Source organism: Microvirga sp. KLBC 81, from assembly GCF_003075415.1.
GTDB lineage: Bacteria > Pseudomonadota > Alphaproteobacteria > Rhizobiales > Beijerinckiaceae > Microvirga.
Genome location: NZ_QDAH01000007.1, coordinates 111,293 through 135,878, shown reverse-complemented (window position 1 = coordinate 135,878; position 24,586 = coordinate 111,293). Strand labels below are relative to the sequence as shown.

Genomic DNA, 24,586 nt, shown 5'->3' with positions numbered 1-24,586 from the left:
CGCTCCCGTCTTACTTGATGCGGCGGCGATAGAGGCCGTCGACCCAGACGGCCAGCACGAGCACCGCGCCGACGACGATGTTCTGCAGGGGCGTATCGACGCCGAGCAGCACCATGCCCGATTGCAGCGACTGCATGACGAGCGCGCCCAGCATCGCTCCTGCGATGGTGCCGATGCCGCCCGCGAGGGACGTGCCGCCGATGACTGCGGAGGCGATCACGTAAAGCTCATCGAGCGTGCCGGCCGCATTGGTGGCCGCATTGAGGCGCGCCGTGGAAATACAGGCCGAGATGCCGCAGAGCAGCCCCATGACGCCGAACACCTTCATCAGCGTCCAGCGCGTGTTGATGCCTGACAATTCCGCCGCTTCCGGGTTGCCGCCGATGGCAAACACATAGCGGCCGAAGCGACGGCGCGTGGCGATGAAGGTCATCACGAGCCCGACCACGACAGCAATCAGCACCGGCAACGCGACGCCGTGCGGAATGAACAATCCGCCTTCAGGCCAAGCGATGCCGTTGGCCTCCGCCCAGCGGCGGGCCGTGCCTGCAGGCAACGGATAGGCATTGGCGATGGCTGCTACCGAGAGCACTGCGCCACAGGTGACGGCGGCAATCACCGCGTCCGCCCAGCCGGGGCGTACCGGGAAACCGAAGCTCAGGCGGCGGCGGCGGGAAAGCCCAAGTCCAATGACGATGAGACCGCAGGCGATGGCCGCGATAACCCAGGTGGTCGTCGCACCAAGCGCACCTTCCACGCCACCGCCGAAGGCCTTGAAGCGGGTATCCATGGGCGCAACGGTCTGTCCCGTCGTGACCCACCAGGCCGCGCCACGCCACACGAGCAACCCGCCGAGTGTCACGATGAAGGAGGGAATGCCGAGATAGGCGATGAGCCAGCCCTGAAAGAGGCCGATCGCTCCGCCGACAAGAAGCGCGAGCAGCACCACGAGGGGGGCGGTGAGCGGATGCTCCAGGCCCAGATAGGCGGGCAACCACTGCACCTGTGCAACGCCGATGATCATGCCGACCACGCCGAGGATTGCGCCGACGGAGAGGTCGATGTTGCGCGTGACGATCACGAGCACCATGCCGGTCGCCATGATGGCGACGGAGGCGGTTTGAACCGACAGGTTCCAGAGATTGCGCGGGGTGAGAAAGACACCGCCCGACAAGAGATCGAAACCGATCCAGATCACGGCAAGCGCTGCGAGCATGCCGAGCATGCGGACATCGATCTCGAGCTTCGACAGAAACGAGCCGGAAGCGGTGCTCGGCGGCGGCGCGGTTGTGGCAACAGGGGCGTTCATGGCGTCACGCAGAAATAAGTTCAATGACAAATACCCTTCCCGGCAGCGCGGCGGCTGCCGGGAAGGTCATTTCAAGACACGGCCAATCTTAGTTGCAGGCCTTCACGGAACCTGCCTTCACGCCCTGGCAGACGACTTCCTTGGAGGCCCAGCCTGCGTCGATGACCACGTTGAGGTTGTCCTTCGTGATCGCGACGGGGGTGAGGAAGAGAGCCGTCATGTTCTGCTTCTTCGGGCCCAGGTTCCAGGACTTCGCACCCTGGATCTCGTTAAGCTTCTTGCCGCCGGCGAGCTGCATCGCGATTTCAGCGGCATTGCGGCCGAGTTCGCGGGCATCCTTGAAGACGGTCACGGTCTGCGTGCCGAGCGCGACGCGGTTGAGGGCCGCCTTGTCGGCATCCTGACCGGACACCGGCACGGAGCCTGCAAGGCCCTGAGCCGCGAGCGCCGCTATGGCGCCGCCGGCGGTGCCGTCATTGGCGGCGACCACCGCATCGACCTTGTTGTTGTTCTTGGTGAGGAACTGCTCCATGTTCCGCTGCGCATTGGCGGGGAGCCAGCCATCCGTGTAGGCCTCGCCCACGTTCTTGATCTTGCCCGCGTCGATAGCAGGTTTGAGCACTTCCATGGCGCCCTGGAACAGGAAGTTGGCGTTCGGATCGGCGCCCGAGCCCTTGATGAACACGTAGTTGCCCTCGGGCTTCACCTTGAACACTTCGCGCGCCTGGAGACGACCCACCTCGACGTTGTCGAAGGTGAGATAGAAGGCCTGCGGGATTTCGATGAGACGGTCATAGCCCACCACCGCGATGCCTTCGGCCACGGCCTTCTCGACCGCCGGCCGGACTGCGTCCGCATCCTGGGCCAGCACGATCAGCGCCTTGGCGCCGCGGGCGATGAGGCTTTCGATATCGGTCAGCTGCTTGGCGGGCGAGGACTGGGCATCCGCCGAGACATAGGTGCCGCCGGCCTTCTCGATGGCGGCCTTGATGGCGGCTTCGTCGGTCTTCCAGCGCTCTTCCTGGAAGTTCGACCAGCTGACGCCGATGACCGGGCCTTTGCCTTGGGCGAAGGCTGCGGTGGCCGACAGGGCCAGAGCGGCAAAGCTGATGAGAGCGTGCTTCTTGAACGACATTGGTTTCCTCCTGGGCCAGGCTTTCCCTCCAAGGCCCTGTGCTCATGGCAGGCTGTCTCTTCCGGCCGGATCGACAGACGTGGCTCACGCTGCCATGCTTTATTTTTCGAGCGGAGAAATAATTATCTCAACCAATCCCACCTTCAAGCGGCAAAGCTCTCAGTATTTGGTCGAATCCCGTTTTATCCGCAGATCATTTATTCGTTATGTGAATTAATAGGTGTCATGACCCTCCTTCCTCTCTCCCCTCGCGAAACAGCCCGGCGGCGCCTTCTCGATGCTTTGCGCCGGGAAGGCCCCATGGCGCGGGTCGAGATCGGCCAGCATCTCGGCATGAGCCCGGCCAGCGTCTCGGAGCTCACCGCAAGCCTGCTGGACGAAGGTATCCTGGTGACGGAAGAAACCGGGGATCAGAGCTCGGGCCTCATCCGGGGCCGTCCCAAGGTGCGCCTGTTCTTCGCCGATTCGTTGGGCTCTGTGATCGGCGTCTGGACCGGTTTCAACCGCATCGAGCTCAGGCTCGTGGACAGCGCCGGCCGCAACCGGGCGAGCCGCCATATCGAGCGGCCCCTGCGGAGCCTTGGAGCCGAAGAGCTGATGGATGTTCTGGCCGAGACCATCACCACCTTCGCCAAGGATACCGGCGCGGCCGATGTAAAGGCCATTGGCCTTGCCTGCCAGGGCTATGTGGACACGCGGGACGGGGTTGTGGCCTGGAGCCCGGTCCTCGGCACCCGCGACCTGCCCCTCGCGGCAGGCCTGAGCGAGCGGCTCGGCAAACCCGTCCTCATCGAGAACGATGCCAGCGCCATGGCCTTCGCCATTGCCCAGCGCAGTCCCGATTTCCGGTCAGGGCGTACAGCCTGCCTGATGGTCGGTGATGGCGTTGGCATGGGCTTTCTCATCCAGGGCGAGCTTTATCGCGGCGCGCGCTTCGGCGGCAGCGAGTTCGGTCATGTGCGGCTTCGCCGGAGCGGGCCGCAATGCCGCTGCGGCGGGCGCGGCTGCATCGAGGCCTATCTGGCCGACTATGCCCTGCACCGGGATGCTCAGCTCATCGCCCACCGGCCCGCCCCGACCCTGCTTCTGCCGGGCGAGGAAGCCATGAGCGGCATCGTGGAGCAGGCCCGTGCGGGCGATCCCGCTCTCCTCAACCTCTTCCGTGAGGCTGGCGAGGTCCTGGGCGATGCCGTGTCCATCCTGATCCAGACGCTGGAGCCCGACCATATCGTGATCTGCGGCCCCGGCACGCGGGCCATGGATCTCCTACGCCCCTCCTTCGAGGCCGCCCTCGAATCGCAGACCATCCCGGAATTGAGAGCCCTTGCGGCCATCCATGTGGTGGAATCCTCCCTCGACCTTCTCACCGAAGGCGTGGTGATGCAGGCCCTGCGGGAGCTCGATCTCGACCTCGCTCGCCTCAAGGCTGCATAAACGGACCGTGGGATAGCCATCGGCCTTCAAAAACACTATCTCTTGCAGGCTGATTTCCTCCACGAACGAGACCCATGGCTTCTTCCCGTCCCGTCCAAGCCGGCGACCACATTTTCCTCGTCGACGGCTCCTCCTTCATCTTCCGGGCCTACTTCCAGTCCATGAACCAGGACCAGAAGTACAATTCCCGCAGCTCGGACGGCATGCCGACGGGGGCCGTGCGCCTGTTCGTGTCCAAGCTCCTGCAGTTCATGCGCGACGGCGCGGCGGGCCTGAAGCCCACGCATCTCGCCATCGTGCTCGACAAGTCCGAAGGCTCGTTCCGCAAGGAACTCTACGAGGATTACAAGGGTCACCGCCCCGATGCGCCGGAGGATCTGAAGGTTCAGATGCCCCTGATGCGCGAAGCGATCCGCGCCTTCGGCCTCGAACCTGTGGAGCTTCAGCGCTACGAGGCGGACGACCTCATCGCCACCTATACGCAGCAGGCCAAGGCGCGCGGCGCGGATGTGCTCATCATCTCCTCCGACAAGGACCTGATGCAGCTCGTCGGTCCCAAGGTGTGCTTCTACGATTTCGAATCCGGCTCCAAGGGCAAGCCTGGCTACCGGCCCGAGCGCAATCTCGACGAAGCCGCCGTGACCGAGAAGTGGGAGGGCATTCCGCCGGAAAAGATCGGCGATGTTCTCGCACTCATGGGTGACACCTCCGACAACGTGCCGGGCGTTCCCGGCATCGGCTTGAAGACGGCGGCACAGCTCATCAAGGAATACGGCGATCTCGAAACGCTGCTGGAGCGCGCGAACGAGATCAAGCAGCCCAAGCGCCGCGAGACGCTGATCGCCAATGCGGAGGCCGCGCGTCTTTCCAAGAAGCTCGTAACGCTCGATTGCGATGCACCGGTGCCTGTGCCACTCGATGATCTGCGTGTGCCGGAACCCGAACCGAAAACGCTCATCGGCTTCTTGAAGGCGATGGAGTTCAACACGATCACGCGCCGCGTGGCGGAACTCTACGATGCCGATCCCGCAGCGATCGATCCGGACCCGCGCCTGATGCCGGGAGGTGAGGCGATCAAGTGGGAGCGCAATGGCGGATTTGAAGGCCTGATGCCTGAGCCTCCGCTCTTCGAGAAGGGCGAAGCGGTCTTGAGCGATGTCGATCCTTTCGCGGGTCTCGACCTGCCGGAGGCGGGCGCAGCGCGTAAGCCCATCGAGGGCATCGGCACGCCTTCGCAACTCGCCGGAAAGCGTGCGACGGAAGCGTCGTCGATTCCGTTTGACGTGTCGTCCTACGAGACCGTCACCAGTCTCGACCGGCTGAAGGAATGGGTCGCCCAGGCGCAGGCCCAGGGCTATGTCGCGGTCGATACGGAGACGAGCGATCTCGATGCTACCCAAGCCGATCTCGTCGGCTTCTCGCTGGCTCTGGAGCCCGGCAAGGCCTGCTATGTGCCGCTTCAGCACCGCGACGAATCCGATCTCTTCGGCGGCGGTCTCGTGAAGGGCCAGATCCCGGTCACCGATGCGCTCGATGCCATCCGGCCGATGCTGGAAGATGCGTCCGTTCTTAAAGTAGGCCAGAACCTCAAGTACGATTGGATCGTGTTCAAGCGCCACAACATCGATGTGCGCCCCATCGACGACACGATGCTGATCTCCTACGTGCTCGATGCCGGAAAAGGCTCGCACGGCATGGACGAATTGTCCCGCCGCCATCTCGGTCATGCGCCGATCAGTTTCTCGGATGTGGCGGGCACGGGCCGGAACAAGGTGACCTTCGACAAGGTCGAGATTTCCAAGGCGACGGCCTATGCCGCCGAGGATGCGGATGTCACGCTGCGTCTCTGGCAGATCCTCAAGCCGCGCCTGATCGCCGAGCATCGCGCCACCGTCTATGAAACGCTGGAGCGTCCGCTCGTCGATGTGATCGCGCGCATGGAGATGCGCGGCATCCTCGTGGACCGGCAGATCCTGAGCCGCCTGTCCGGCGATTTCTCGCAGACGCTCGCGCGCCTCGAAGACGAGATCCACGAGATGGCGGGCGAGAAATTCGCGCTCGGCTCGCCGAAGCAGATCGGCGACATCCTCTTCGGCAAGATGGGTTTGCCCGGCGCGAAGAAGACGCCGTCCGGTCAATGGGCGACGCCTGCGACGCTGCTCGACGAGCTGGCGCAGGCCGGTCACGAGCTGCCCGCGAAAATCCTCGAATGGCGCCAGCTCTCGAAGCTGAAATCCACCTACACGGATACGCTGCAGGAGCACATGCATCCCGAGACGAAGCGGGTGCATACCTCGTTCTCGCTGGCGGCGACCACGACGGGGCGTCTCTCTTCGTCCGATCCGAACCTGCAGAACATTCCGATCCGCACGGAAGCCGGCCGAAAGATCCGCACGGCCTTCATCGCGCCGCCCGGGCACAAGATCATCTCGGCCGACTACAGCCAGATCGAGCTTCGCATCCTCGCGCATATCGCCGACATCCCGCAGCTGCAGGAGGCCTTCGCGAAGGGCGTCGACATTCACGCGGCGACGGCCTCCGCCATGTTCGGCGTGCCGCTCGACCAGATGACGCCGGATCTGCGCCGTCAGGCGAAGACCATCAATTTCGGCATCATCTACGGCATCTCGGCCTTCGGCCTCGCCACGCGACTGGGCATTCCGAACGCGGAAGCCTCGGCCTTCATCAAGCAGTATTTCGAGCGTTTCCCCGGCATCCGCACCTATATCGACGAGACGAAGAAGGCCTGTAAGGACAAGGGTTTCGTGACCACGATCTTCGGCCGCGTGTGCCACTACCCGCAGATCCGTTCGAGCAATCCGTCCGAGCGCGCGGGCGTGGAGCGCCAGGCCATCAACGCGCCGATCCAGGGCAGCGCCGCCGATATCATTCGACGCGCCATGATCCGCATGGAGGATGCGCTGAAAGCCGAACGCCTCTCGGCACGCATGCTGCTGCAGGTGCACGACGAGCTGGTGTTCGAAGCCCCCGACGACGAGGTGGAGGCCACGCTGCCGGTGATCTCACGCGTGATGACGGAAGCCCCCTTCCCGGCAGTATCGCTGAAGGTGCCGCTCGCCGTCGAAGCGCGGGCCGCGCAGAATTGGGACGAGGCGCATTAGGACGAAAGGGGCCTCTGCGCAGAAAGTGCGCTGCAACACCTGTCGCGCGTGATGTCCAGACAGGAAGAAGCGAAGCGGGATTGAAGCTTCGCGGCAGCGGCCTAGTTTTTCAGAAACGTTATATCTTTCTGAATAGAGGTTCCGATGCCTTACCCTGAAACATGGGGCGCCCCGATCTCCGTCAATCCCGTGACGACCTTCGCCGACGGCGATTCGTCGGTCCTTGCCCTCAAGAACGGCCTTTTCCTTGTGATCTGGAAGGATTCCGGGACGGATGGCGGCGACGGCGACGGAAGCGCCCTGCGCGGACAGGTCTTCAACGCCGACGGGAGCGCGCGGGGAAGCGAGTTCCTGATCAACACCACTCCAAACGGGGCGATCGGCTTCTTTGACGCCGCCGTACTGAGCGACGGTCGTGTCATCGTCACCTGGGACGAGGACTGGATGAAGGACGTGCGGGGCCGCGTGCTCGATACTTGGGGACAGCCGAATCCGGAGGTCCCTGATTTCATCCTTTCGGCAGACCCGAGCCGCATCCAGAACAGTGTCAGCGTGACCGCTCTCGCGAACGGCGCCTTCGCCGTCAACTATCGGAATCCGGAGTTTTCTGGTGGGTTCGAAACCACAGTGTTCAGTTCCGACCTGCAAAGGAGCCCGGCTGTCCAAACATACGATACGAACGAATCCTATGGCAACCCATCTCTCGCGACGCTGCATAACGGTAACTTCGTCAATGTCACGGCTAAAAGGGTCGAGAACGCCAACGGAACGGTGGTGCGGTATGACATCGTGACCTTGATCCATGGTCCGGATGGGGCGGTTGTGCAGTCCGAAACAGCCATCGGCAGTACACCACTTCAAAACTCATTAGCGGATCCGAAAGTCGCGACACTCGTCAATGGAAACGCGGTTGTCGTCTGGAGCGATGGGACGAGCGGCAACATGACCCTGAAGGCGCGTTTCATCAACGCGGCGGGCGTTCCGCAGGGGAGCGCAATCATTCTTCATCAGTCTCCGACCGAATGGCTGCAGGACATCGGGGTCATCGCTCTTCCGGGCGGTGGGTTCGCCGTCGTCTCCTCCGACCAGCACGCCAAGTCGGTTAGGGTCGGCATTTATTCGGCCGACGGGAGCAGCACCGCCGATTTTCTCCTCCCGAAGGGCACGGGGGTTTATCAGTTTTACCCATCCATCGAGTTGCTGAACGATGGCCGGTTCGTCGTCAGCTGGCACGAAAGCATTGGGTCAAGCAGCTTTACCGTGAAAGCGCAGATCTTCGATCCGCGGACGAGCGCGAGCCATTGGTCCGGGACGGCGGCCGACGAGCAGTTCGTCGGCACGCGCTTCAACGACCGCCTCGCGGGTGGGGGCGGAAAGGACACGCTCTACGGCGAAGAGGGAAATGATGTTCTGATCGGCGGCTCGCTCGGCGACGCCCTCGACGGCGGCGCAGGCTTAGATACGGTCTCTTATCAATATGCTGCCGTTGGAGTTTCTGTGGATCTCTCCGCACGAGCCGGAACCGTCGGCGAAGCGAACGGCGACATCCTCAGGAGCATCGAAGGGATCATCGGCTCGAACTACGCCGACAATCTCGTCGGCAATTCCGGCGCGAACACACTTCGTGGGGCGGCCGGAAACGATATCCTGAGCGGCGGGGCCGGTGCAGACCGCATGACCGGCGGGGCGGGCAACGACACGCTCCATGGCGGCGCGGGACGCGATATCTTCGTATTCAACACCGCCCTGAGCAGCCGAACCAACAAGGACTCGATCAGGGAGTGGAGCGCGAGGGACGACACGATCTATCTCGAGAACGCCGTCTTCAGGGCGTTGAAGAAGACCGGTACGCTCGGCTCGATCTTCTTCAAGATCGGAGCCAAGGCGCTCGATGCCAACGACTACATCGGCTACAACAAGGCGACCGGGGACCTGTGGTACGATTCCAACGGCAATGCCGCGGGCGGTCAGGTGACCTTCGCCAATATCGGCGCCGGCAAGCCCATCAGCAACGCCGATTTCGTCGTCGTCTGAGCAAGCTGTGTTCGCTCGCGAGATGGAAAGCGCTCCTTTCGGGGCGCTTTTTTCTTGGTGCACGGTCCATGCAGTCTCTCCGCCATGATGCGCCAGGAGGAGCAATTGGCTCCGGCCGTCATTGACGTAGCGGAATGGCAGAGCGCGACAAAGATTGATCTCACCCGAATCGTATCCCCGCGGGCCTGCTCTCTCATGCGGCTTTGATACCTGCCAAAGGCAAGAACCCTCGGCATGTGCCTCAGCGCACAATGAAGCCTGACCATAGCGTTTATAGGCCCCTTGCCATCGGGAGGGCATTCTCACTGCAAGGACAATCACTTACCCCGGATGAGGCTCATCTCGGGAAGGTTAGGAAGCACCTCCCCTTACGTCCGCACCTCTCTAAACGGAGAGTTGTTCGCCCAAGCTCCCGCTCATATAGCCTTGACCCCAAGTTAGTTCGCCAGCTTTGCGACCGCGAATGCTTCGTGTTCCGCAGGCCAGTTCAGTAGAATTCTTAACAACTACATAACGACGGCCTTTGACTTTCTTCAGAAGCGTCATCGGCCTCTCAACCCGCCGATGCTGGTCAAAGGAGAAGACCAGCCTCCTCAACGCAGGCCTTCCCTTACAGGAGAACCGAATATGGCAGTCGTCACGCCCAAGATCTGGAGTTCCATGGACACCGTAGCGCTCGGCAGCAGTGTCGAGCGGGATGCGCTCACCATGCTGCCGAACGGCGGCTATGTGGTGACATGGCGCGAGAACGAGAAGATCGCATTTCAGCGTTATGATGGAAACGGCGCCAAGGTTGGGGCGAAAAGCTTTGTCGATACGCCGATCGGCTCGCAACAATTCTCGGATGTTGTCAGCTATACCGCTGATGGGGGCTTCGTCATCACGTGGACCGAGCCGGCGGAGGTGACCGGGCGCATCCTTCGGATGCAAAAATTCAACGTCGACGGCAGTGCCAATGGCGGCGCGACGACCGTCAACGCCACCACGCGGGTTGACGGCGCTCAGATGGCTGCTGACGGCAGTGGAGGTTGGGCTACGGTTTATATCGAGATTGTCGGCAACACGAGCACGGTCCGCCTCACTCAGTTCGATTCAACGGGTACCGCTTCGACCATCGTTTCTGTTGCGAACACAAACGGTGTCGATCGCCCCGACGTCACTTGGCTCGGGGGAACGATCTACGCCGTCTCCTATCTGACCGAATCGGGCACCTCAGTCAAAATCGTGGATAGCGTTCAGGGCACCGTTGGCGCTCCTGCAGATATCGCCGGAGCAATCGAGGGCAAGGTGGTCGCTCTCAAGGCGGCTAACGGCCAGCCTTCGGGGCAGTTCGTGGTTGTCACCAACGCGGGCCAAGGCGAACCTATTCTGGTGCAGAAATACAGCGCCAACCCCACAACCGGTGAGATCACGGCAGTCGGAACGGTCGTGACGATCTCTCCGGCTCAGGATCCGGCCCTTCCGAGCGCAGGGGACAAGGTGAGCGTGACGGCTCTGCGCGATGGCGGCTATGCGATCGCCTATGTCTCGACCGCGAGCGGCAACGCCAATATCTGGGTCAAGGTGGTCGACGCGGACGGCCAGCAAGGCCCGGCGATCAACGTCAGCGCCGAGGCTGGTCTGCAAACCATGCCGTCGATCTTCGAGATGGCTGACGGCCGCCTGGCCGTTTCATGGCAGAATCAATCCCATCCCACCAACGGAGCGGGTATCGAAACGAAGATCGTGGATGCCCGAGCCACGGCCGTTACCGTTATAGGCACGTCCAAGAACGACATTTACGCTCCCTCGGGCCATGCCGGCGACAACCTCGACGGAGGCGACGGCACCGACACCCTCACCTTCAGGGGCGCGGGCGCTGGCGTCGCTGTGAATCTCGCAAACGAGAACGGCACCGCCGGCGACGCGGCGGGTGACACCTACAGGAACTTTGAGAACATCATCGGCTCCAGGTTCTCTGACACTCTCGTTGGAAATTCCGGCGGGAACATCCTCGATGGTGGGGCCGGCAACGACATCCTGAACGGCGGCGAAGGTGGGGACCGTCTGGTCGGCGGGTCTGGCAATGACACCTACCATGTCGACAGCTCGACTGATATGGTGGTGGAAACCTCGACCGGCGGCACAATGGACATCATCTACACCACCGCCCACTACACCATCGCCAATTACGTGGAACGGCTCTACGCCTCCGGCTCCCTCTCGATCAACCTGGTCGGCAACTCGCTCGCGAACGTGATCAAGGGCAATGCCGGTATCAACAAGATCTATGGCGGAGCGGGCAACGACACGCTCTATGGCGGTTCCGGCAAGGACTACTTCGTGTTCAACACCGCCCTGAGCAGCCGGACCAACAAGGACTCGATCAAGGACTGGAACAAGACCGACGACACGATCTATCTTGAGAACGCCGTCTTCAGGAAGCTGACCAAGACCGGCACGCTCAGCTCGAGCTTCTTCAAGATCAGCAGCAAGGCGCTCGATGCCAACGACTACATCGGCTACAACAAGGCGACCGGCGACCTGTGGTACGATTCCAACGGCAATGCCGCGGGCGGTCAGGTGACCTTCGCCAATATCGGCGCCGGCAAGCCCATCAGCAACGCCGATTTCGTCGTCGTCTGAGCAAGCTGTGTTCACTCGCGAGATGGAAAGCGCTCCTTTCGAGGCGCTTTTTTCTTGATGCGCGGTCCATGCAGTCTCTCCGCCAGGATACGCATGAACGGAGAGGCACTGGAGCGATCGGCCGAAGATCGCCTTTGACATCAGAGATCGGGGCTCCATCCTTCTAGCACTCATTGCTGCGGAGAAGCGGAGCCTTCCATGTCATATGAACTCTACTACTGGCCCTCGATCCAGGGACGCGGCGAGTTCGTCAGGCTGTCCCTGGAGGAGGCAGGAGCCGATTACATCGATGCGGCGCGGGAGTCCGAAGGCGTCGCCGTGATGTTGCGGATGATGGACCACGCCGAGCATCCGCCTTTCGCGCCGCCTTTCCTGAAGGACGGCGACACGATCATCGGCCAGACGGCGGCGATCCTTCTTTACCTTGGCGCGCGGCACGATCTTGCGCCGAAGGACCCGGCAGGCGGGTTATGGACGCATCAGATCCAACTCACCATCGCCGATTTCGTCGCGGAAGCGCACGACACGCATCATCCGGTCGCTGTGAGCCTCTATTATGAGGATCAGAAGGCGGAGGCTCTCAAGCGATCCGCCGAGTTTCGCAAGAACCGGATCCCGGCATTTCTGGACTGGTTCGAGACCATCCTGGCCCGCAATCCTTCGGGCGATGCGCATCTCGTCGGCAACAAGCTCACCTATGTGGACCTTTCCCTGTTCCAGATGATCGAAGGATTGTCCTACGCTTTTCCCAAGGCCATGAAGCGAGTCCTGAAGGACGCGCCGCGCGTCGCGGCCCTGCACAAGGCTGTCGCTCAACGGCCGCGCATGAAGGCTTACCTCGCAAGCCCCCGCCGCATCCCCTTCAACGAGGAGGGGATCTTCCGTCATTATCCGGAACTGGATGATTAATCGCCCCCTGGCAACGATCTGTTAAGATGCCGGCGCGATGTAGAGTCTTATGCAGGCAGGACGGCTGCCGCCGAAACTCAATCCTGATGAACTTCGCGGGCGACTTTTGCCCGTCGTGAGTTGATGCCAGAGTGCAGACACGGATGGGTCGAAGCGAGCCGGACCATGCCCGCGTCTTCGGATCATGCGAGGAGCCGACGATGATTGAGGGAACGGAAACCGTTGCGACCCGCCTCTGGCGCGATCGGGTGCAACTGCGGGAGCAGGAGCGCGACGAGGCCCAGGCCCGTCTGCGGATCGCGGAGGAGAAGGTTTCGATCCTCATGGCCGAGAATGACCGTCTCGCAGCGGAAAATGCCCGCCTGCGCGCCCTTCTCAATCCGGATGCTGACAGCGCTCGGACTCAGGCCGAGACGCAGATGCAGATGAAAGCGTTGAGGGACGCCCTGCTGCCGCTGCTGTCGGGCGGGAGCGGATCCCTGAACTGAAAAAGTCGGGATTCAGGCCGCGAGCTGCGCCATGGCTTCGTTGAGGCAGTGCACGGCCACATTTCCGCCAGCCCGCGCCACGAGGCTGCAGCCTTTCGGCACCTCGCGCCAGCCCTTGGTCTTGTCGTCGATGGGCTCGGAGACCACGAGCAGATTGCCCTTTTCCTCGCGGAAATAGAGCGTCGGCGGCTTGGCGTCGCAGGCCCAGCGATAGGCCCAGAGGTTCTCGCCATCGGTGAAGGCGGCGGTGAAGCGCAGGGCTTCCTCGATACCGGCCTCTTCCATGAGGCCGCGGATCTGCTTGAGGGTGCGGGCCATGGCTTTTACGGGCTCCTCGGCGAGTCCATTCGCCAATGCCACGAGGAAGATCGCCTCCGAATCCGTCGTGCCCTGCCGGCGATCGTAGAGCTCGTCCGGGATCATGGCCTCGATCCTGCGCTTGATGCGTGCATAACCGCCGATCTGACCGTTATGCATGAAGAGATAACGGCCGTGGGCGAAGGGATGGCAGTTCGCCCGGGTGGTGGAAGTGCCGGTGGAGGCGCGCACATGGGCGAAGAAGAGGCCGGAACGGACCTGCTCGCAGAGGCTCCTCAGATTCTCGTCCGACCAGGCGGGGCGCACCTCGCGATAGATGCCGGGCTCCTTGCGCTCCCCGTACCAGCCGATGCCGAACCCGTCGCCGTTCGTTCCCGTCTTGGCCTCGGTCGCGTGAAGCGACTGGTGGACCAGCGAATGAGCCGGAGCACAGACGAGTTCATCGAGGAAGATCGGCTCTCCCCGGTAGGCAAGAAAACGGCACATCGGCTCCACAACCCCAGGCGCGGCAAAGCTTGTGTAATGGTGTTGTAGTCTCTTTTACTGAAGGTGAACAGCCGGTTAACGCTCGCGCCGTTGCGAGGATAGGTCCCTTCCCTTAAACCGTGTCCACAAGATCACAGATTGGCCGGATCACCGGCGAGGGGGACCCACGACCATGCTTCGCAAGATAAGCTCGGCGCTCGCCGCTACCCTGATCGTGCTGCCGCAGGCAGCCTTCGCCGCCGAACTCGATGGCGCGGCCTTAAGCCCCCTCTGGGCCCTGCCCTTTGCCGGCATCCTGCTCTCCATTGCCCTCTTTCCTCTGCTGGCCCCTCATTTCTGGGAGCATCATCAGGGCAAGATCGCGGCTTTCTGGGGATTGCTGGTGCTCTTGCCCATGGCTGCGATCCTGGGTCCCTCGACAGCGCTCCAGGCCCTCGCCCATACGGCCCTTCTCGAATACATCCCTTTCATCCTGCTGCTGCTCGCGCTGTTCACGGTTGCCGGCGGCATCCTGGTGCGCGGCAACCTGCATGGCTCGCCGGGCACGAACACGATGCTGCTTGGTCTGGGCACGGTGCTTGCGAGCTTCATCGGCACCACCGGCGCATCCATGGTGATGATCCGCCCGGTGCTGCGCGCCAACGACGACCGCAGGCACAATGTCCATGTGGTCGTGTTCTTCATCTTCCTGGTGTCGAATATCGGCGGCTCGCTCACGCCGCTCGGCGACCCGCCGCTCTTCCTCGGCTTCCTGCGCGGCGTCGACTTCTTCTGGACCACCACGCATCTCCTTCCTGAGACGCTTTTCATAAGCGGAATCCTGCTCGCGCTCTTCTTCCTTGTGGACACCGTGATCTACAGGAAAGAAGGTCACATCGCTCCTGACCCGACGCCCGACAATCCGGTGCGCGTGACGGGCGGCATCAACTTCCTGCTGATCTTCATCATCATCACGGCAATTCTCATGAGCGCCACCACGGATCTCGGCCGGGTGACGGTGCTGGGCTCGGAGATCGAACTCGCCAACGCCCTGCGCGATGCGATCATGGTCGCGGTGACGATCATCTCGCTGAAGCTCACGCCGAAGGCGAACCGTGCGGAGAACGGCTTCTCCTGGGGGCCGATCCAGGAAGTGGCGAAGCTCTTCGCCGGCATCTTCATCGCCATCATCCCGGTGCTCGCGATGCTCAAGGCAGGCAGCAGCGGTGCGTTCGCGCCTCTCGTGGCCCTGGTGACGAACTCGGACGGCAGCGCCAACAACGCTGCCTATTTCTGGCTCACCGGCGGCCTGTCGTCGTTTCTCGACAATGCGCCGACCTATCTCGTGTTCTTCGAACTCGCCGGCGGCAACCCGCAGGCTCTCATGACCACGGGCGCATTGACGCTCGCCGCCGTCTCGGCAGGCTCCGTGTTCATGGGCGCGAACTCCTATATCGGCAACGCGCCCAACTTCATGGTCTATGCAATTGCCCGCCAGGGCGGCGTGAAGATGCCGAGCTTCTTCGGTTATCTTCTCTGGTCGAGCGGCATCCTCGTGCCGACCTTCCTGCTCGCGACGCTGCTGTTCTTCAGGGATTAGTTCCGACACGTCATCACCGGCCTTGTGCCGGTGATCCCGATCCGAGAGACAAAGCGCTTTTCTGTGTCGGGATGGCCGGGACGAACCCGGCCATGACAAGGGAGAGCTTGCTCACCCGCTGCGCTCGGTCTGGGATGCCACGTCTCTTCAGACGCCCAACCGCTCCGCCACATCCTCGGCAATCGACAGGCACGAGGTGAGCCCCGGGCTTTCGATGCCGAAGAGATGCACGAGACCGGCGAGCCCATGCTCGCCCGGTCCATCGATCATGAAGTCGGCCGCCTTCTCGCCAGGTCCTGTGAGCTTCGGGCGGATGCCTGAATAATCCGGCACGAGCGCACCGTCCGGCAGGCCCGGCCAGTAGCGGCGGATGGAAGCGTAGAAGCTCTCCGCGCGGCTGGGATCGACCTCGTAGACCTCGTGCTCGATCCATTCCACATCGGGCCCGAAGCGCATGCGCCCGGCAAGATCGAGCGTCACATGCGTGCCCAGGCCGCCATCGACGGGCGCGGGATAGATCAGGCGCGAGAAGGCAGGCTTGCCGAGGCAGCCGAAATAATTGCCCTTGGCGAGCACGAGACGAGGCACACGTTCCTGCGCATAGCCATCCGTTGCGCGGGCCAGCGCCTGCGCGCTCAAGCCCGCCGCGTTGATCACCGCATCGACCGTGATTTCAGCCGGCTCCGCGCCGCCCACATGCACGCTCCATCCCGTTCCGTTTTGCACGATCCGCTCGACCAGCGCGTGAAAGGCGATCATGCCGCCTGCGGATTCGAGATCGCCCTGCAACGCCAGCATCAGCGAATGGCTGTCGATGATGCCCGTTTCGCGCGAGAGCACCGCGCCGGTGCAGAAGAGATTCGGCTCGAGCGCTTTAGCCTCTTCGCCCGTGAGGAAGGACAGGCCCTCCACGCCGTTGGCGATGCCCTGCTCGTAGATCCCTTCGATCTTCGCCTGTTCGAGTTCGTTCGTCGCCACGATGAGCTTGCCGCATTTCTTGTGCGGCACACCGTGGCTCTCGCAGAAAGCATAGAGCATGCGACGTCCCTTCACGCAGTGGCGCGCGCGAAGCGAATCCGTCGGATAATACATGCCCGCATGGATCACCTCGCTGTTGCGCGAGGACACGCCGTTGCCGATGCCGCCGGTTTTCTCGGCCACGATGATACTGTGGCCGCGCTGGCTGAGTTCACGCGCGATGGCTAATCCGACAACGCCTGCACCGATGACGAGAATGTCCATGCATATATCTCCAACGCGAAACGGCGGCCTTTAAGCCGCCGTTCCTGTCTTCTCGACGATAGCAGCTTCTAGGCCGCGATCGACATCTGCGGTGCTGCCGAGCGCACGTCGGAATCGACGTGGCCCTCGAAGCGCTTGAAGTTCTCGTTGAACATCGCGATCAGGCGCTTCGCTGTCGCGGCGAACTCCGCCTTATCCTGCCAGGTCTTGACCGGGTACAGGATGTGCGGCTCGACGCCGGGCACCGAGGTCGGCACCGCGAAGCCGAAATACGGATCGCGACGGAAATCGGCGCGGGAGAGCGAGCCGTCGAGGGCAGCCGTCAGCAGGCGGCGCGTGACGCGGATCGGCATGCGACGGCCGACGCCGTACTTGCCGCCGGTCCAGCCCGTGTTGACGAGCCAGCAATCCACATGGTGCTTGGCGATGAGATCGCGCAGCAGGTTGCCGTATTCGGACGGATGGCGCGGCATGAAGGGCGAGCCGAAGCAGGTGGAGAAGGTGGCTTCCGGATCCTTCACGCCCTTTTCCGTGCCCGCCACCTTCGCGGTGTAGCCGGAGAGGAAGTGATACATGGCTTCCGCCGGCGTGAGCTTGGCGATGGGAGGCAGAACGCCGAAGGCATCGCAGGTGAGCATCACGATGTTCTTCGGAATCCCTGCGCGGCCCGTGGCGCTCGCATTCGGGATGAAGTCCAGCGGATAGGCGCAGCGCGTGTTCTCGGTCTTCGATGCATCGTCGAAGTTCGGGACGCGGGTGATGGGGTCGACCACCACGTTCTCCAGAACCGTGCCGAAGCGCTCGGTGGTGGCGAAGATCTCGGGCTCCGCCTCGCGCGAGAGGCGAATGGTCTTAGCGTAGCAGCCGCCCTCGAAATTGAACACGCCGTTCGGGCCCCAGCCGTGCTCGTCGTCGCCGAGCAGGATGCGGTTCGGATCGGCGGACAGCGTGGTCTTGCCGGTGCCGGAGAGGCCGAAGAATACGGCGACATCCCCACCATGACCCACATTGGCGGAGCAATGCATGGGCATGACCTTCTGCGTGGGCAGAACGTAGTTGAGATAGGTGAAGACCGACTTCTTCATCTCGCCGGCATAGGAGGTGCCACCGATCAGCACAATCTTGCGGGTGAAGTCGCAGGCGATCACCGTCTCCGAGCGGCAGCCGTGGCGGGCCGGATCGGCCTTGAAGGACGGAAGATCGATGATCGTGAGGCCGGGCACAAAATCGCGCAGCTCGCCCGCCTCGGGGCGGATCAGCAGGTTGCGGATGAACAGGGAGTGCCAGGCGAATTCCGTGAAGACGCGCGCCTTGATCCGGTAGGCCGGATCTGCGCCGCCATAGAGATCCTGCGCGAACAGCTCCTTGCCCTCGGCATGGGCGATGAAATCCTGCAGCAGAGTGTCGAAATGGCCGGGGGTGATGGAGCCGTTGTTGTCCCACCACACCGTGCTTTCGGTGTTCTCGTCCCGGACAACGAACTTGTCCTTGGGCGAACGGCCGGTATGCACGCCGGTCTCGGCCAGGAGAGCGCCACCCTTCACGAGCTTGGTCTCAGCCCTTGTCAGGGAATGCTCATAGAGTGCGGGGGCTTCGAGGTTCCAGTAGACTTTTTTGAGATTGCGGAAGCCGATGGCCTCCGCGCCTTGAGCGCTGTTGAAGACGCCGATGTTATCCACGGAAGACTTCTCCTGGTCGCCGATCATCGAGCAGCCGGATGTGCCGCCTTTCAGATGGCCGTCACATTGTTGTACTCAAGCGGTGCGGTACATCCCCGCAAACCTGCCTGAACTTAGGATGTTTAGGTCAGCCGGCTAAGCCGTCAACCGAGGGCATTCCATGGCATTCTATTTTTTGCGGCGCTAGACCCATCAAGGGTAGTCCGCCCGGATTTTCAGCATTTGTCGCAGAGTTCTTTGGGAGAATTGACGGGCGAGGCCACCTTCGTGCAATGCTTCGAGGCTCCGGGTGGCCCTTCCCGAGCGGCAGATTGGGCCGAAAATAGCCTTAAGTCATTCATCTCCGGTTGAACCCGCGCTTTCTAAACACCACTATCGCATGGCTTAGCCCTGGCACTTGGGCTGCGGGCAACCATATTTGTGCCATGAGTAAGGCGCAGTTGGGCACACTTTAAGGCCTTCTGCGTTGTCGAACGATACGTCACGCGGCCATCGTCCGTGTAAGATTAGGGAAGAGTTCATGCCCACGATCGCTCTTGTCGATGACGATCGCAACATCCTGACTTCCGTCTCGATCGCTCTTGAGGCGGAGGGATATCGCATCCAGACCTATACCGACGGGGCCTCCGCCCTCGACGGCCTGAAGCATGCGCCGCCGGATCTTGCCATCTTCGACATCAAGATGCCGCGCATGGACGGAATGGAGCTGTTGCGGCGCCTGCGCCAGAAATCGGACCTGCCCGTGATCTTCCTGACCTCCAAGGACGAGGAGATCGACGAGTTGTTCGGCCTGAAAATGGGCGCGGACGACTTCATCCGGAAGCCCTTCTCCCAGCGCCTCCTGGTCGAGCGCGTGAAGGCGGTGCTGCGCCGCTTCGCCCCCAAGGACCAGAGCGCCCCCAAGGAGGCTGACCCGAAGGCCCTGGAGCGTGGCCAGCTGAAGATGGACCCGGAGCGCCACGCCTGCACCTGGAAGGGCGAGCCGGTGACGCTCACCGTGACCGAATTCCTGATCCTGCAGGCGCTCGCCACACGCCCCGGCGTGGTGAAAAGCCGCAATGCCCTGATGGATGCAGCCTATGACGATCAGGTCTATGTGGACGACCGCACCATCGACAGCCACATCAAGCGCCTGCGCAAGAAGTTCAAGGTGGTTGACCCAAGTTTCGAAATGATCGAGACCCTTTACGGCGTCGGCTATCGCTTCAAGGAAGCTTAAAGCCTGAAGACGCTTGCCTTTGACGGCAGAGGACAACCAGGAAAGACGGGCATGGCCGAAAAGGTCTTTCGGGCCGTGGCCGAATGAGTGTATGAAGGCTGATCCCATCCACGCCGAGGCGTCGCCCGACGATCCGCCTGCTCCTCGTGGCATCCTGGCGCGGCTGAAGGATTTCGGCCGCATGCTCTACCAGCGCGCCTCGTCGAGCCTGACGCGCCGCATCGTCGTGCTCAATCTCGCGGGCCTCGTGGCCCTGCTCGTGGGCTTTCTCTACCTCAACCAGTTCCGCGAAGGCCTCATCGAGGCGCGGGTGCAGAGCCTGCTCACCCAAGGCGAGATCATCGCCGGCGCCATCGCGAGTTCCGCGACGGTGGAAACCAACACCATCACCCTCGACCCCGACCAGCTCCTCCAGATGCAGGCGGGCGAGACCGAGCGCCTGACCGACGAGAGCCTCTCCTCGCTCGAATTCTCCATCAATCCGGAGCGCGTCGCCCCCCTGCTGCGGCGCCTCGTGACCCCGACCCAGACCCGCGCCCGCATCTTCGACCGGGACGGCCTGCTCCTGCTCGATTCCCGCAATTTCTATTCCCGCGGCGATATCCTGCGGATGGACCTGCCGCCGGTCGCCAATGTGGAGGATACGGCAAGCTATATCGAGCGCACCTGGAACAGCGTACGCAAGATGTTCCGGCGCACCAAGCGCCCGGTGCAGGAGGAGGCCGGCCCCGTCAACGGCAAGTCGCTCTCGGAAGTCCAGCAGGCCTTCTCCGGCCAGCAATCGAGCGTGGTGCGCGTCAACACACGCGGCGAGACCATCGTCTCCGTCGCGGTGCCGATCCAGCGCTTCCGTACGGTGCAGGGCGTGTTGCTCCTCTCGACGCAGGAAGGCGACATCGACGCCATCATTGCCTCCGAACGCTTCGCGTTGCTCCAGGTCTTCCTCGTGGCGGCGGTGGTGATGATCGTGCTCTCGCTTTTCCTCGCAGGTGCGATCGCGGGCCCCGTGCGCCGCCTGGCGGAAGCCGCCGAGCGCGTACGCTGGGGCACCAAGTCCCGCCAGGAGATTCCGGATTTCACCAATCGCTCCGACGAGATCGGCCATCTCTCCGGCGCGCTGCGCGACATGACGAAGGCGCTCTACAACCGCATCGACGCCATCGAGAGCTTCGCGGCGGACGTGGCCCATGAGCTGAAGAACCCGCTCACGTCGCTCAGGAGCGCCGTGGAGACGTTGCCGCTCGCCCGCAGCGACGACTCCCGCGAGCGCCTCATGTCGATCATCCAGCATGACGTGAAGCGCCTCGACCGTCTCATCAGCGACATCTCCGATGCGTCGCGCCTCGATGCGGAGCTCGCACGCGCCGATGCGGAGCCGGTGGACATGGCCCGCCTGCTCGATGCAGTGGTATCGGTCGCCAATGAGAGGCGGCAGGAGCATGATCCTCTGGTCGAGCTCAGCGTCGAGAACCACCCCCGCGGCCGGGATGCCTTCCTGGTGCTCGGCCATGACAGCCGTCTCGGCCAGGTCTTCAACAACCTCATCGACAACGCCCGCTCCTTCTCACCTCCCGACGCGCCGGTGCGCGTGGCGCTGCGGCGGCGCAAGGCCGAGGTCGAGATCCTGGTGGAGGACAATGGCCCGGGCATCGAGCCCGATGCCCTGGACCGCATCTTCGAGCGCTTTTACACGGACCGGCCCAACCAGGGCTTCGGTCAGAACTCCGGCCTGGGACTGTCGATCTCCCGTCAGATCATCGAGGCTCATCGCGGCAAGATCCGCGCCGAGAACCGGCTCGGCCCACCGGACGAGACCGGCGAGCCGAAGCGGCTTGGCGCCCGCTTCATCATCCGCCTGCCGACGGCCGAGAATCCGAAGGGCAAGAAGGAGCCGGGGAAGAAAGAGACGAGTAAGACGAGCAAGCGGGAGCAGGCTAAAAGGGCTGAAGGAGAGAAGACGCCTTGAGCCAGCCTGAAACCATCCATGCGTCCTGCGTCGTGATCGGCGAAGCCGGCGTTCTGATCCGGGGTCGCTCGGGCTCGGGCAAATCGACTTTGGCGCGAGAGATGGTGCTTCACGCCATCCAGGCGGGCCGGTTCGGCTGCCTTGTCGGTGATGACAGAACCAGCCTCCGCGCCGAGCACGGCCGTCTCCTGGCGAGCCCCGTGGAGCCGCTCGCCGGCCACCTGGAGATCCATGGTCTGGGCATCACCCGACAGCCCTACGAGCCCGCCGCCGTCATCCGCCTCGTCATAGACTTGAGCGAAGACCCGCCGCGCTTTCCGGAGGCCGAGGACAGCAACATTGTTCTGTGCGGCGTCATGATCCCTCGCATCCGCATGCGGGCCGGGGCAAGTTTTGCGAGCATTGCCCTGGGGCGCCTGAGTGGTGTTTGCGACACGGTGTTGACACTGTGATGAACTTTTCCTCTCAATGCTCTTGCGCTTGGCTTCGCGGTGCACAAAATAGCGGCTCCGCTCTCGGAGCGTTTGGACCTGGAACAATATGATTGGAATGGTGCTCGTCACCCACGGGCAGCTCGCGACGGAATTCAAAGCCGCGCTGGAGCATGTCGTGGGCCCTCAAGAGCAGCTTGAGACGATCACGATTGGCCCCGACGATGACATGGAAACACGGCGCAAGGACATCATGGCCGCCGTGTGCCGGGTCAACTCGGGTCAAGGCGTCGTGGTTCTGACCGACATGTTCGGGGGTACGCCCTCGAACCTCGCCCTCTCCTGCATGAACGGCGGCTCCGTCGAGGTGGTCGCCGGCATCAATCTGCCCATGCTCATCAAGCTGGCTTCCGTCCGCGACGAGGAGCCCTTGGACGACGCGGTCTCCCACGCGCAGGAGGCTGGGCGGAAGTACATCAACATCGCCTCGCGCGTTCTGTCGGGAAAATAAGAACCATGGATCAGCCCCTCGACCAGGATTGTCCCCCGTCTCCTGTTCCCGACGGGGCCGAGGTCCGGGAGCTCCCGATCATCAATCGCCGGGGCTTGCACGCCCGGGCATCGGCCAAGTTCGTCCAGACCGTCGAGCGCTTCGACGCTGACGTGACCGTGACCCGCTGCGGCGAGACGGTCGGCGGCCGCTCGATCATGGGTCTCCTGACCCTGGCCGCCGCTCAGGGGACCACGATCACCGTCGCGGCGAAGGGCCAGGACGCGGGGGCCTGCCTCCAGGCCATCGACGACCTTCTCGCCAACAAGTTTGGCGAGGAGGAGTAAGGTTCTGGAGAACCGATTTCCCACGCGTCATCCCCGCGAAGGCGGGGATCCATAACCACTAGCGCCGCGGAATGAAGAAGCAAGGTCACAGCTTCATTCCGGACGTTCGGCGTTTATGGATTCCGGGCTCGCCTGCGGCGCCCCGGAAGGACAGCGAAGGCGCTCTCCGATAACATATAAAGACATCTTTATATCTTGATTGCCTCCTGAACGGGTCTCTGGTAGAGACAGCGCCTATCGAAACCCCACGGGTGCACGGAGGCCATCATGGCTCAGGACTACATCGTTAAAGACATCGGCCTCGCCGATTTCGGCCGCAAGGAAATCTCGATTGCCGAGACCGAGATGCCGGGCCTCATGGCGGTCCGCGAGGAATACGGCCCCAGGAAGCCGCTGAAGGGCGCCCGCATCGCCGGCTCGCTCCACATGACCATCCAGACCGCGGTGCTGATCGAGACCCTTAAGAGCCTCGGTGCCGACATCCGCTGGGTGTCCTGCAACATCTATTCCACCCAGGACCACGCTGCCGCTGCGATCGCCGCCGCCGGCATCCCGGTCTTCGCCTACAAGGGTGAAACCCTGAAGGAGTACTGGGACTTCACCGCCAAGCTCTTCGACTGGCATGACGGCGGCATGCCGAACATGATCCTCGACGACGGCGGCGACGCCACCATGCTGGTCCATATGGGCCTGCGCGCCGAGCAGGGCGACACCGCCTTCCTCGACAAGCCGGGCTCCGAGGAAGAGGAAGTCTTCTTCGCTCTCATCAAGCGCCTGCTCTCGGAGAAGCCGAAGGGCTGGTTCGCCGAGCTCGCAGCCTCGATCAAGGGCGTGTCGGAAGAGACCACCACCGGCGTTCACCGCCTCTACATCATGGAGAAGGAGGGCAAGCTCCTCTTCCCCGCCATCAACGTGAACGACTCGGTCACGAAGTCGAAGTTCGACAACCTCTATGGCTGCCGCGAGTCGCTGGTCGACGGCATCCGTCGCGGCACGGACGTGATGATGGCCGGCAAGGTCGCCATGGTCGCGGGCTTCGGCGACGTGGGCAAGGGCTCGGCCGCCAGCTTGCGCCAGGCCGGCTGCCGCGTGCTGGTGTCGGAGGTCGATCCGATCTGCGCGCTCCAGGCCGCCATGGAAGGCTATGAGGTCACGACGATGGAGGATGCTGCTCCCCGCGCCGACATCTTCGTCACCGCCACCGGCAACAAGGACGTGATCACCATCGACCACATGCGGGCGATGAAGGACCGCGCCATCGTGTGCAACATCGGCCACTTCGACAACGAGATCCAGGTCGCGGCGCTCAAGAACCTGAAGTGGAACAACGTGAAGCCGCAGGTGGACGAGATCGAGTTCCCGGACGGCCACCGCATCATCCTGCTCTCGGAAGGCCGCCTCGTGAACCTCGGCAACGCCATGGGCCACCCGTCCTTCGTGATGTCGGCCTCCTTCACGAACCAGACGCTCGCCCAGATCGAGCTCTTCGCCAACCAGGGCAAGTACGAGCGCAAGGTCTACACCCTGCCCAAGCACCTGGACGAGAAGGTGGCTGCTCTGCACCTCGAGAAGATCGGCGTGAAGCTCACCAAGCTGCGCCCCGACCAGGCGGCCTATATCGGCGTCAAGGAGACCGGCCCGTTCAAGCCGGACCACTACCGCTACTGATCGAGTCTTCCCTTACGGAATCGTTCAAGAAAGCCCGGCTCCATGCCGGGCTTTTTTCTTGGGCCTTGTCGTCGAATCGACAGAGTGCCGCAGCGGCATGCGTGT

The 24,586-nt window shown here is 62.8% G+C and carries 18 protein-coding genes; 13 read left to right on the top strand and 5 right to left on the bottom strand.

What is annotated here, in order from left to right:
* Positions 1–10: 10 nt before the first annotated feature.
* Both DC522_RS07675 and xylF read right to left on the bottom strand, forming a co-directional pair.
* Entirely contained in the window at positions 11–1,309 is a 1,299-nt protein-coding gene (locus tag DC522_RS07675; protein WP_116528110.1) for a sugar ABC transporter permease, read from the bottom strand.
* 88 nt (positions 1,310–1,397) lie between these two features.
* The gene (gene xylF, locus DC522_RS07670) at positions 1,398–2,444 is read right to left on the bottom strand and encodes a D-xylose ABC transporter substrate-binding protein (RefSeq protein WP_116528109.1); all 1,047 of its coding nucleotides are present in this window, start codon (positions 2,442–2,444) and stop codon (positions 1,398–1,400) included.
* Positions 2,445–2,669: 225 nt separating this feature from the next.
* On the opposite strand from xylF, the gene DC522_RS07665 reads away from it, so the two are divergent.
* From DC522_RS07665 to DC522_RS07640, 6 genes are all read left to right on the top strand, one after another.
* On the top strand, positions 2,670–3,878 hold the full coding sequence (locus tag DC522_RS07665; protein ID WP_116528108.1) for an ROK family transcriptional regulator: 1,209 nt from the start codon (positions 2,670–2,672) through the stop codon (positions 3,876–3,878).
* Positions 3,879–3,952: 74 nt separating this feature from the next.
* Positions 3,953–7,000 carry a DNA polymerase I gene (gene polA, locus DC522_RS07660; RefSeq protein ID WP_116528107.1) on the top strand — a complete coding sequence of 1,016 codons (3,048 nt, stop codon included), beginning with the start codon at positions 3,953–3,955 and terminating at the stop codon, positions 6,998–7,000.
* 144 nt (positions 7,001–7,144) lie between these two features.
* Positions 7,145–9,034, top strand: coding sequence for a calcium-binding protein (locus DC522_RS07655; protein WP_116528106.1), 1,890 nt, complete (start codon positions 7,145–7,147; stop codon positions 9,032–9,034).
* A gap of 627 nt (positions 9,035–9,661) precedes the next feature.
* Positions 9,662–11,659 carry a calcium-binding protein gene (locus tag DC522_RS37080; RefSeq protein ID WP_165820090.1) on the top strand — a complete coding sequence of 666 codons (1,998 nt, stop codon included), beginning with the start codon at positions 9,662–9,664 and terminating at the stop codon, positions 11,657–11,659.
* Between the two features lie 198 nt (positions 11,660–11,857).
* On the top strand, positions 11,858–12,568 hold the full coding sequence (locus tag DC522_RS07645; protein ID WP_116528104.1) for a glutathione S-transferase: 711 nt from the start codon (positions 11,858–11,860) through the stop codon (positions 12,566–12,568).
* Positions 12,569–12,768: 200 nt separating this feature from the next.
* Entirely contained in the window at positions 12,769–13,056 is a 288-nt protein-coding gene (locus tag DC522_RS07640; RefSeq protein WP_116528151.1) for a hypothetical protein, read from the top strand.
* Positions 13,057–13,068: 12 nt separating this feature from the next.
* Here DC522_RS07640 and DC522_RS07635 read toward each other — a convergent pair whose 3' ends face one another.
* A complete protein-coding gene (locus DC522_RS07635; protein WP_116528103.1) occupies positions 13,069–13,860 on the bottom strand; it encodes a class II glutamine amidotransferase in 792 nt (263 codons plus the stop codon).
* Positions 13,861–14,032: 172 nt separating this feature from the next.
* On the opposite strand from DC522_RS07635, the gene DC522_RS07630 reads away from it, so the two are divergent.
* Entirely contained in the window at positions 14,033–15,439 is a 1,407-nt protein-coding gene (locus DC522_RS07630; protein WP_116528102.1) for a sodium:proton antiporter, read from the top strand.
* A 147-nt stretch (positions 15,440–15,586) separates the two neighbouring features.
* On the opposite strand, the gene DC522_RS07625 is transcribed toward DC522_RS07630, so the two are convergent.
* Complete coding sequence (locus tag DC522_RS07625) at positions 15,587–16,681, bottom strand: NAD(P)/FAD-dependent oxidoreductase (protein ID WP_116528101.1); 1,095 nt, start codon at positions 16,679–16,681, stop codon at positions 15,587–15,589.
* Between the two features lie 68 nt (positions 16,682–16,749).
* Positions 16,750–18,360: a phosphoenolpyruvate carboxykinase gene (locus DC522_RS07620; protein WP_116528150.1), complete on the bottom strand. Its 1,611-nt coding sequence runs from the start codon at positions 18,358–18,360 to the stop codon at positions 16,750–16,752.
* Between the two features lie 520 nt (positions 18,361–18,880).
* On the opposite strand from DC522_RS07620, the gene DC522_RS07615 reads away from it, so the two are divergent.
* From DC522_RS07615 to ahcY, 6 genes are all read left to right on the top strand, one after another.
* Positions 18,881–19,579, top strand: coding sequence for a response regulator transcription factor (locus DC522_RS07615; RefSeq protein WP_047188140.1), 699 nt, complete (start codon positions 18,881–18,883; stop codon positions 19,577–19,579).
* A gap of 91 nt (positions 19,580–19,670) precedes the next feature.
* Complete coding sequence (locus DC522_RS07610) at positions 19,671–21,545, top strand: sensor histidine kinase (RefSeq protein WP_116528100.1); 1,875 nt, start codon at positions 19,671–19,673, stop codon at positions 21,543–21,545.
* A complete protein-coding gene (locus DC522_RS07605) occupies positions 21,542–21,997 on the top strand; it encodes an HPr kinase/phosphorylase (protein WP_116528099.1) in 456 nt (151 codons plus the stop codon). The genes DC522_RS07610 and DC522_RS07605 overlap by 4 nt, the downstream gene beginning before the upstream one ends.
* Positions 21,998–22,085: 88 nt before the next feature.
* Entirely contained in the window at positions 22,086–22,487 is a 402-nt protein-coding gene (locus DC522_RS07600; protein WP_116528098.1) for a PTS sugar transporter subunit IIA, read from the top strand.
* Positions 22,488–22,492: 5 nt separating this feature from the next.
* A complete protein-coding gene (locus tag DC522_RS07595) occupies positions 22,493–22,813 on the top strand; it encodes an HPr family phosphocarrier protein (protein ID WP_116528097.1) in 321 nt (106 codons plus the stop codon).
* Positions 22,814–23,080: 267 nt separating this feature from the next.
* Complete coding sequence (gene ahcY, locus DC522_RS07590; protein WP_116528096.1) at positions 23,081–24,481, top strand: adenosylhomocysteinase; 1,401 nt, start codon at positions 23,081–23,083, stop codon at positions 24,479–24,481.
* The last annotated feature ends 105 nt before the right edge of the window (positions 24,482–24,586 follow it).

Excerpts from the sequence above, each read along its gene's own strand:
- DC522_RS07675 (WP_116528110.1), bottom strand. The coding sequence starts at position 1,309 with ATGAACGCCCCTGTTGCCACAACCGCGCCGCCGCCGAGCACCGCTTCC.
- xylF (WP_116528109.1), bottom strand. The coding sequence starts at position 2,444 with ATGTCGTTCAAGAAGCACGCTCTCATCAGCTTTGCCGCTCTGGCCCTG.
- DC522_RS07665 (WP_116528108.1), top strand. The coding sequence starts at position 2,670 with ATGACCCTCCTTCCTCTCTCCCCTCGCGAAACAGCCCGGCGGCGCCTT.
- polA (WP_116528107.1), top strand. The coding sequence starts at position 3,953 with ATGGCTTCTTCCCGTCCCGTCCAAGCCGGCGACCACATTTTCCTCGTC.
- DC522_RS07655 (WP_116528106.1), top strand. The coding sequence starts at position 7,145 with ATGCCTTACCCTGAAACATGGGGCGCCCCGATCTCCGTCAATCCCGTG.
- DC522_RS37080 (WP_165820090.1), top strand. The coding sequence starts at position 9,662 with ATGGCAGTCGTCACGCCCAAGATCTGGAGTTCCATGGACACCGTAGCG.
- DC522_RS07645 (WP_116528104.1), top strand. The coding sequence starts at position 11,858 with ATGTCATATGAACTCTACTACTGGCCCTCGATCCAGGGACGCGGCGAG.
- DC522_RS07640 (WP_116528151.1), top strand. The coding sequence starts at position 12,769 with ATGATTGAGGGAACGGAAACCGTTGCGACCCGCCTCTGGCGCGATCGG.
- DC522_RS07635 (WP_116528103.1), bottom strand. The coding sequence starts at position 13,860 with ATGTGCCGTTTTCTTGCCTACCGGGGAGAGCCGATCTTCCTCGATGAA.
- DC522_RS07630 (WP_116528102.1), top strand. The coding sequence starts at position 14,033 with ATGCTTCGCAAGATAAGCTCGGCGCTCGCCGCTACCCTGATCGTGCTG.
- DC522_RS07625 (WP_116528101.1), bottom strand. The coding sequence starts at position 16,681 with ATGGACATTCTCGTCATCGGTGCAGGCGTTGTCGGATTAGCCATCGCG.
- DC522_RS07615 (WP_047188140.1), top strand. The coding sequence starts at position 18,881 with ATGCCCACGATCGCTCTTGTCGATGACGATCGCAACATCCTGACTTCC.
- DC522_RS07610 (WP_116528100.1), top strand. The coding sequence starts at position 19,671 with ATGAAGGCTGATCCCATCCACGCCGAGGCGTCGCCCGACGATCCGCCT.
- DC522_RS07600 (WP_116528098.1), top strand. The coding sequence starts at position 22,086 with ATGATTGGAATGGTGCTCGTCACCCACGGGCAGCTCGCGACGGAATTC.
- DC522_RS07595 (WP_116528097.1), top strand. The coding sequence starts at position 22,493 with ATGGATCAGCCCCTCGACCAGGATTGTCCCCCGTCTCCTGTTCCCGAC.
- ahcY (WP_116528096.1), top strand. The coding sequence starts at position 23,081 with ATGGCTCAGGACTACATCGTTAAAGACATCGGCCTCGCCGATTTCGGC.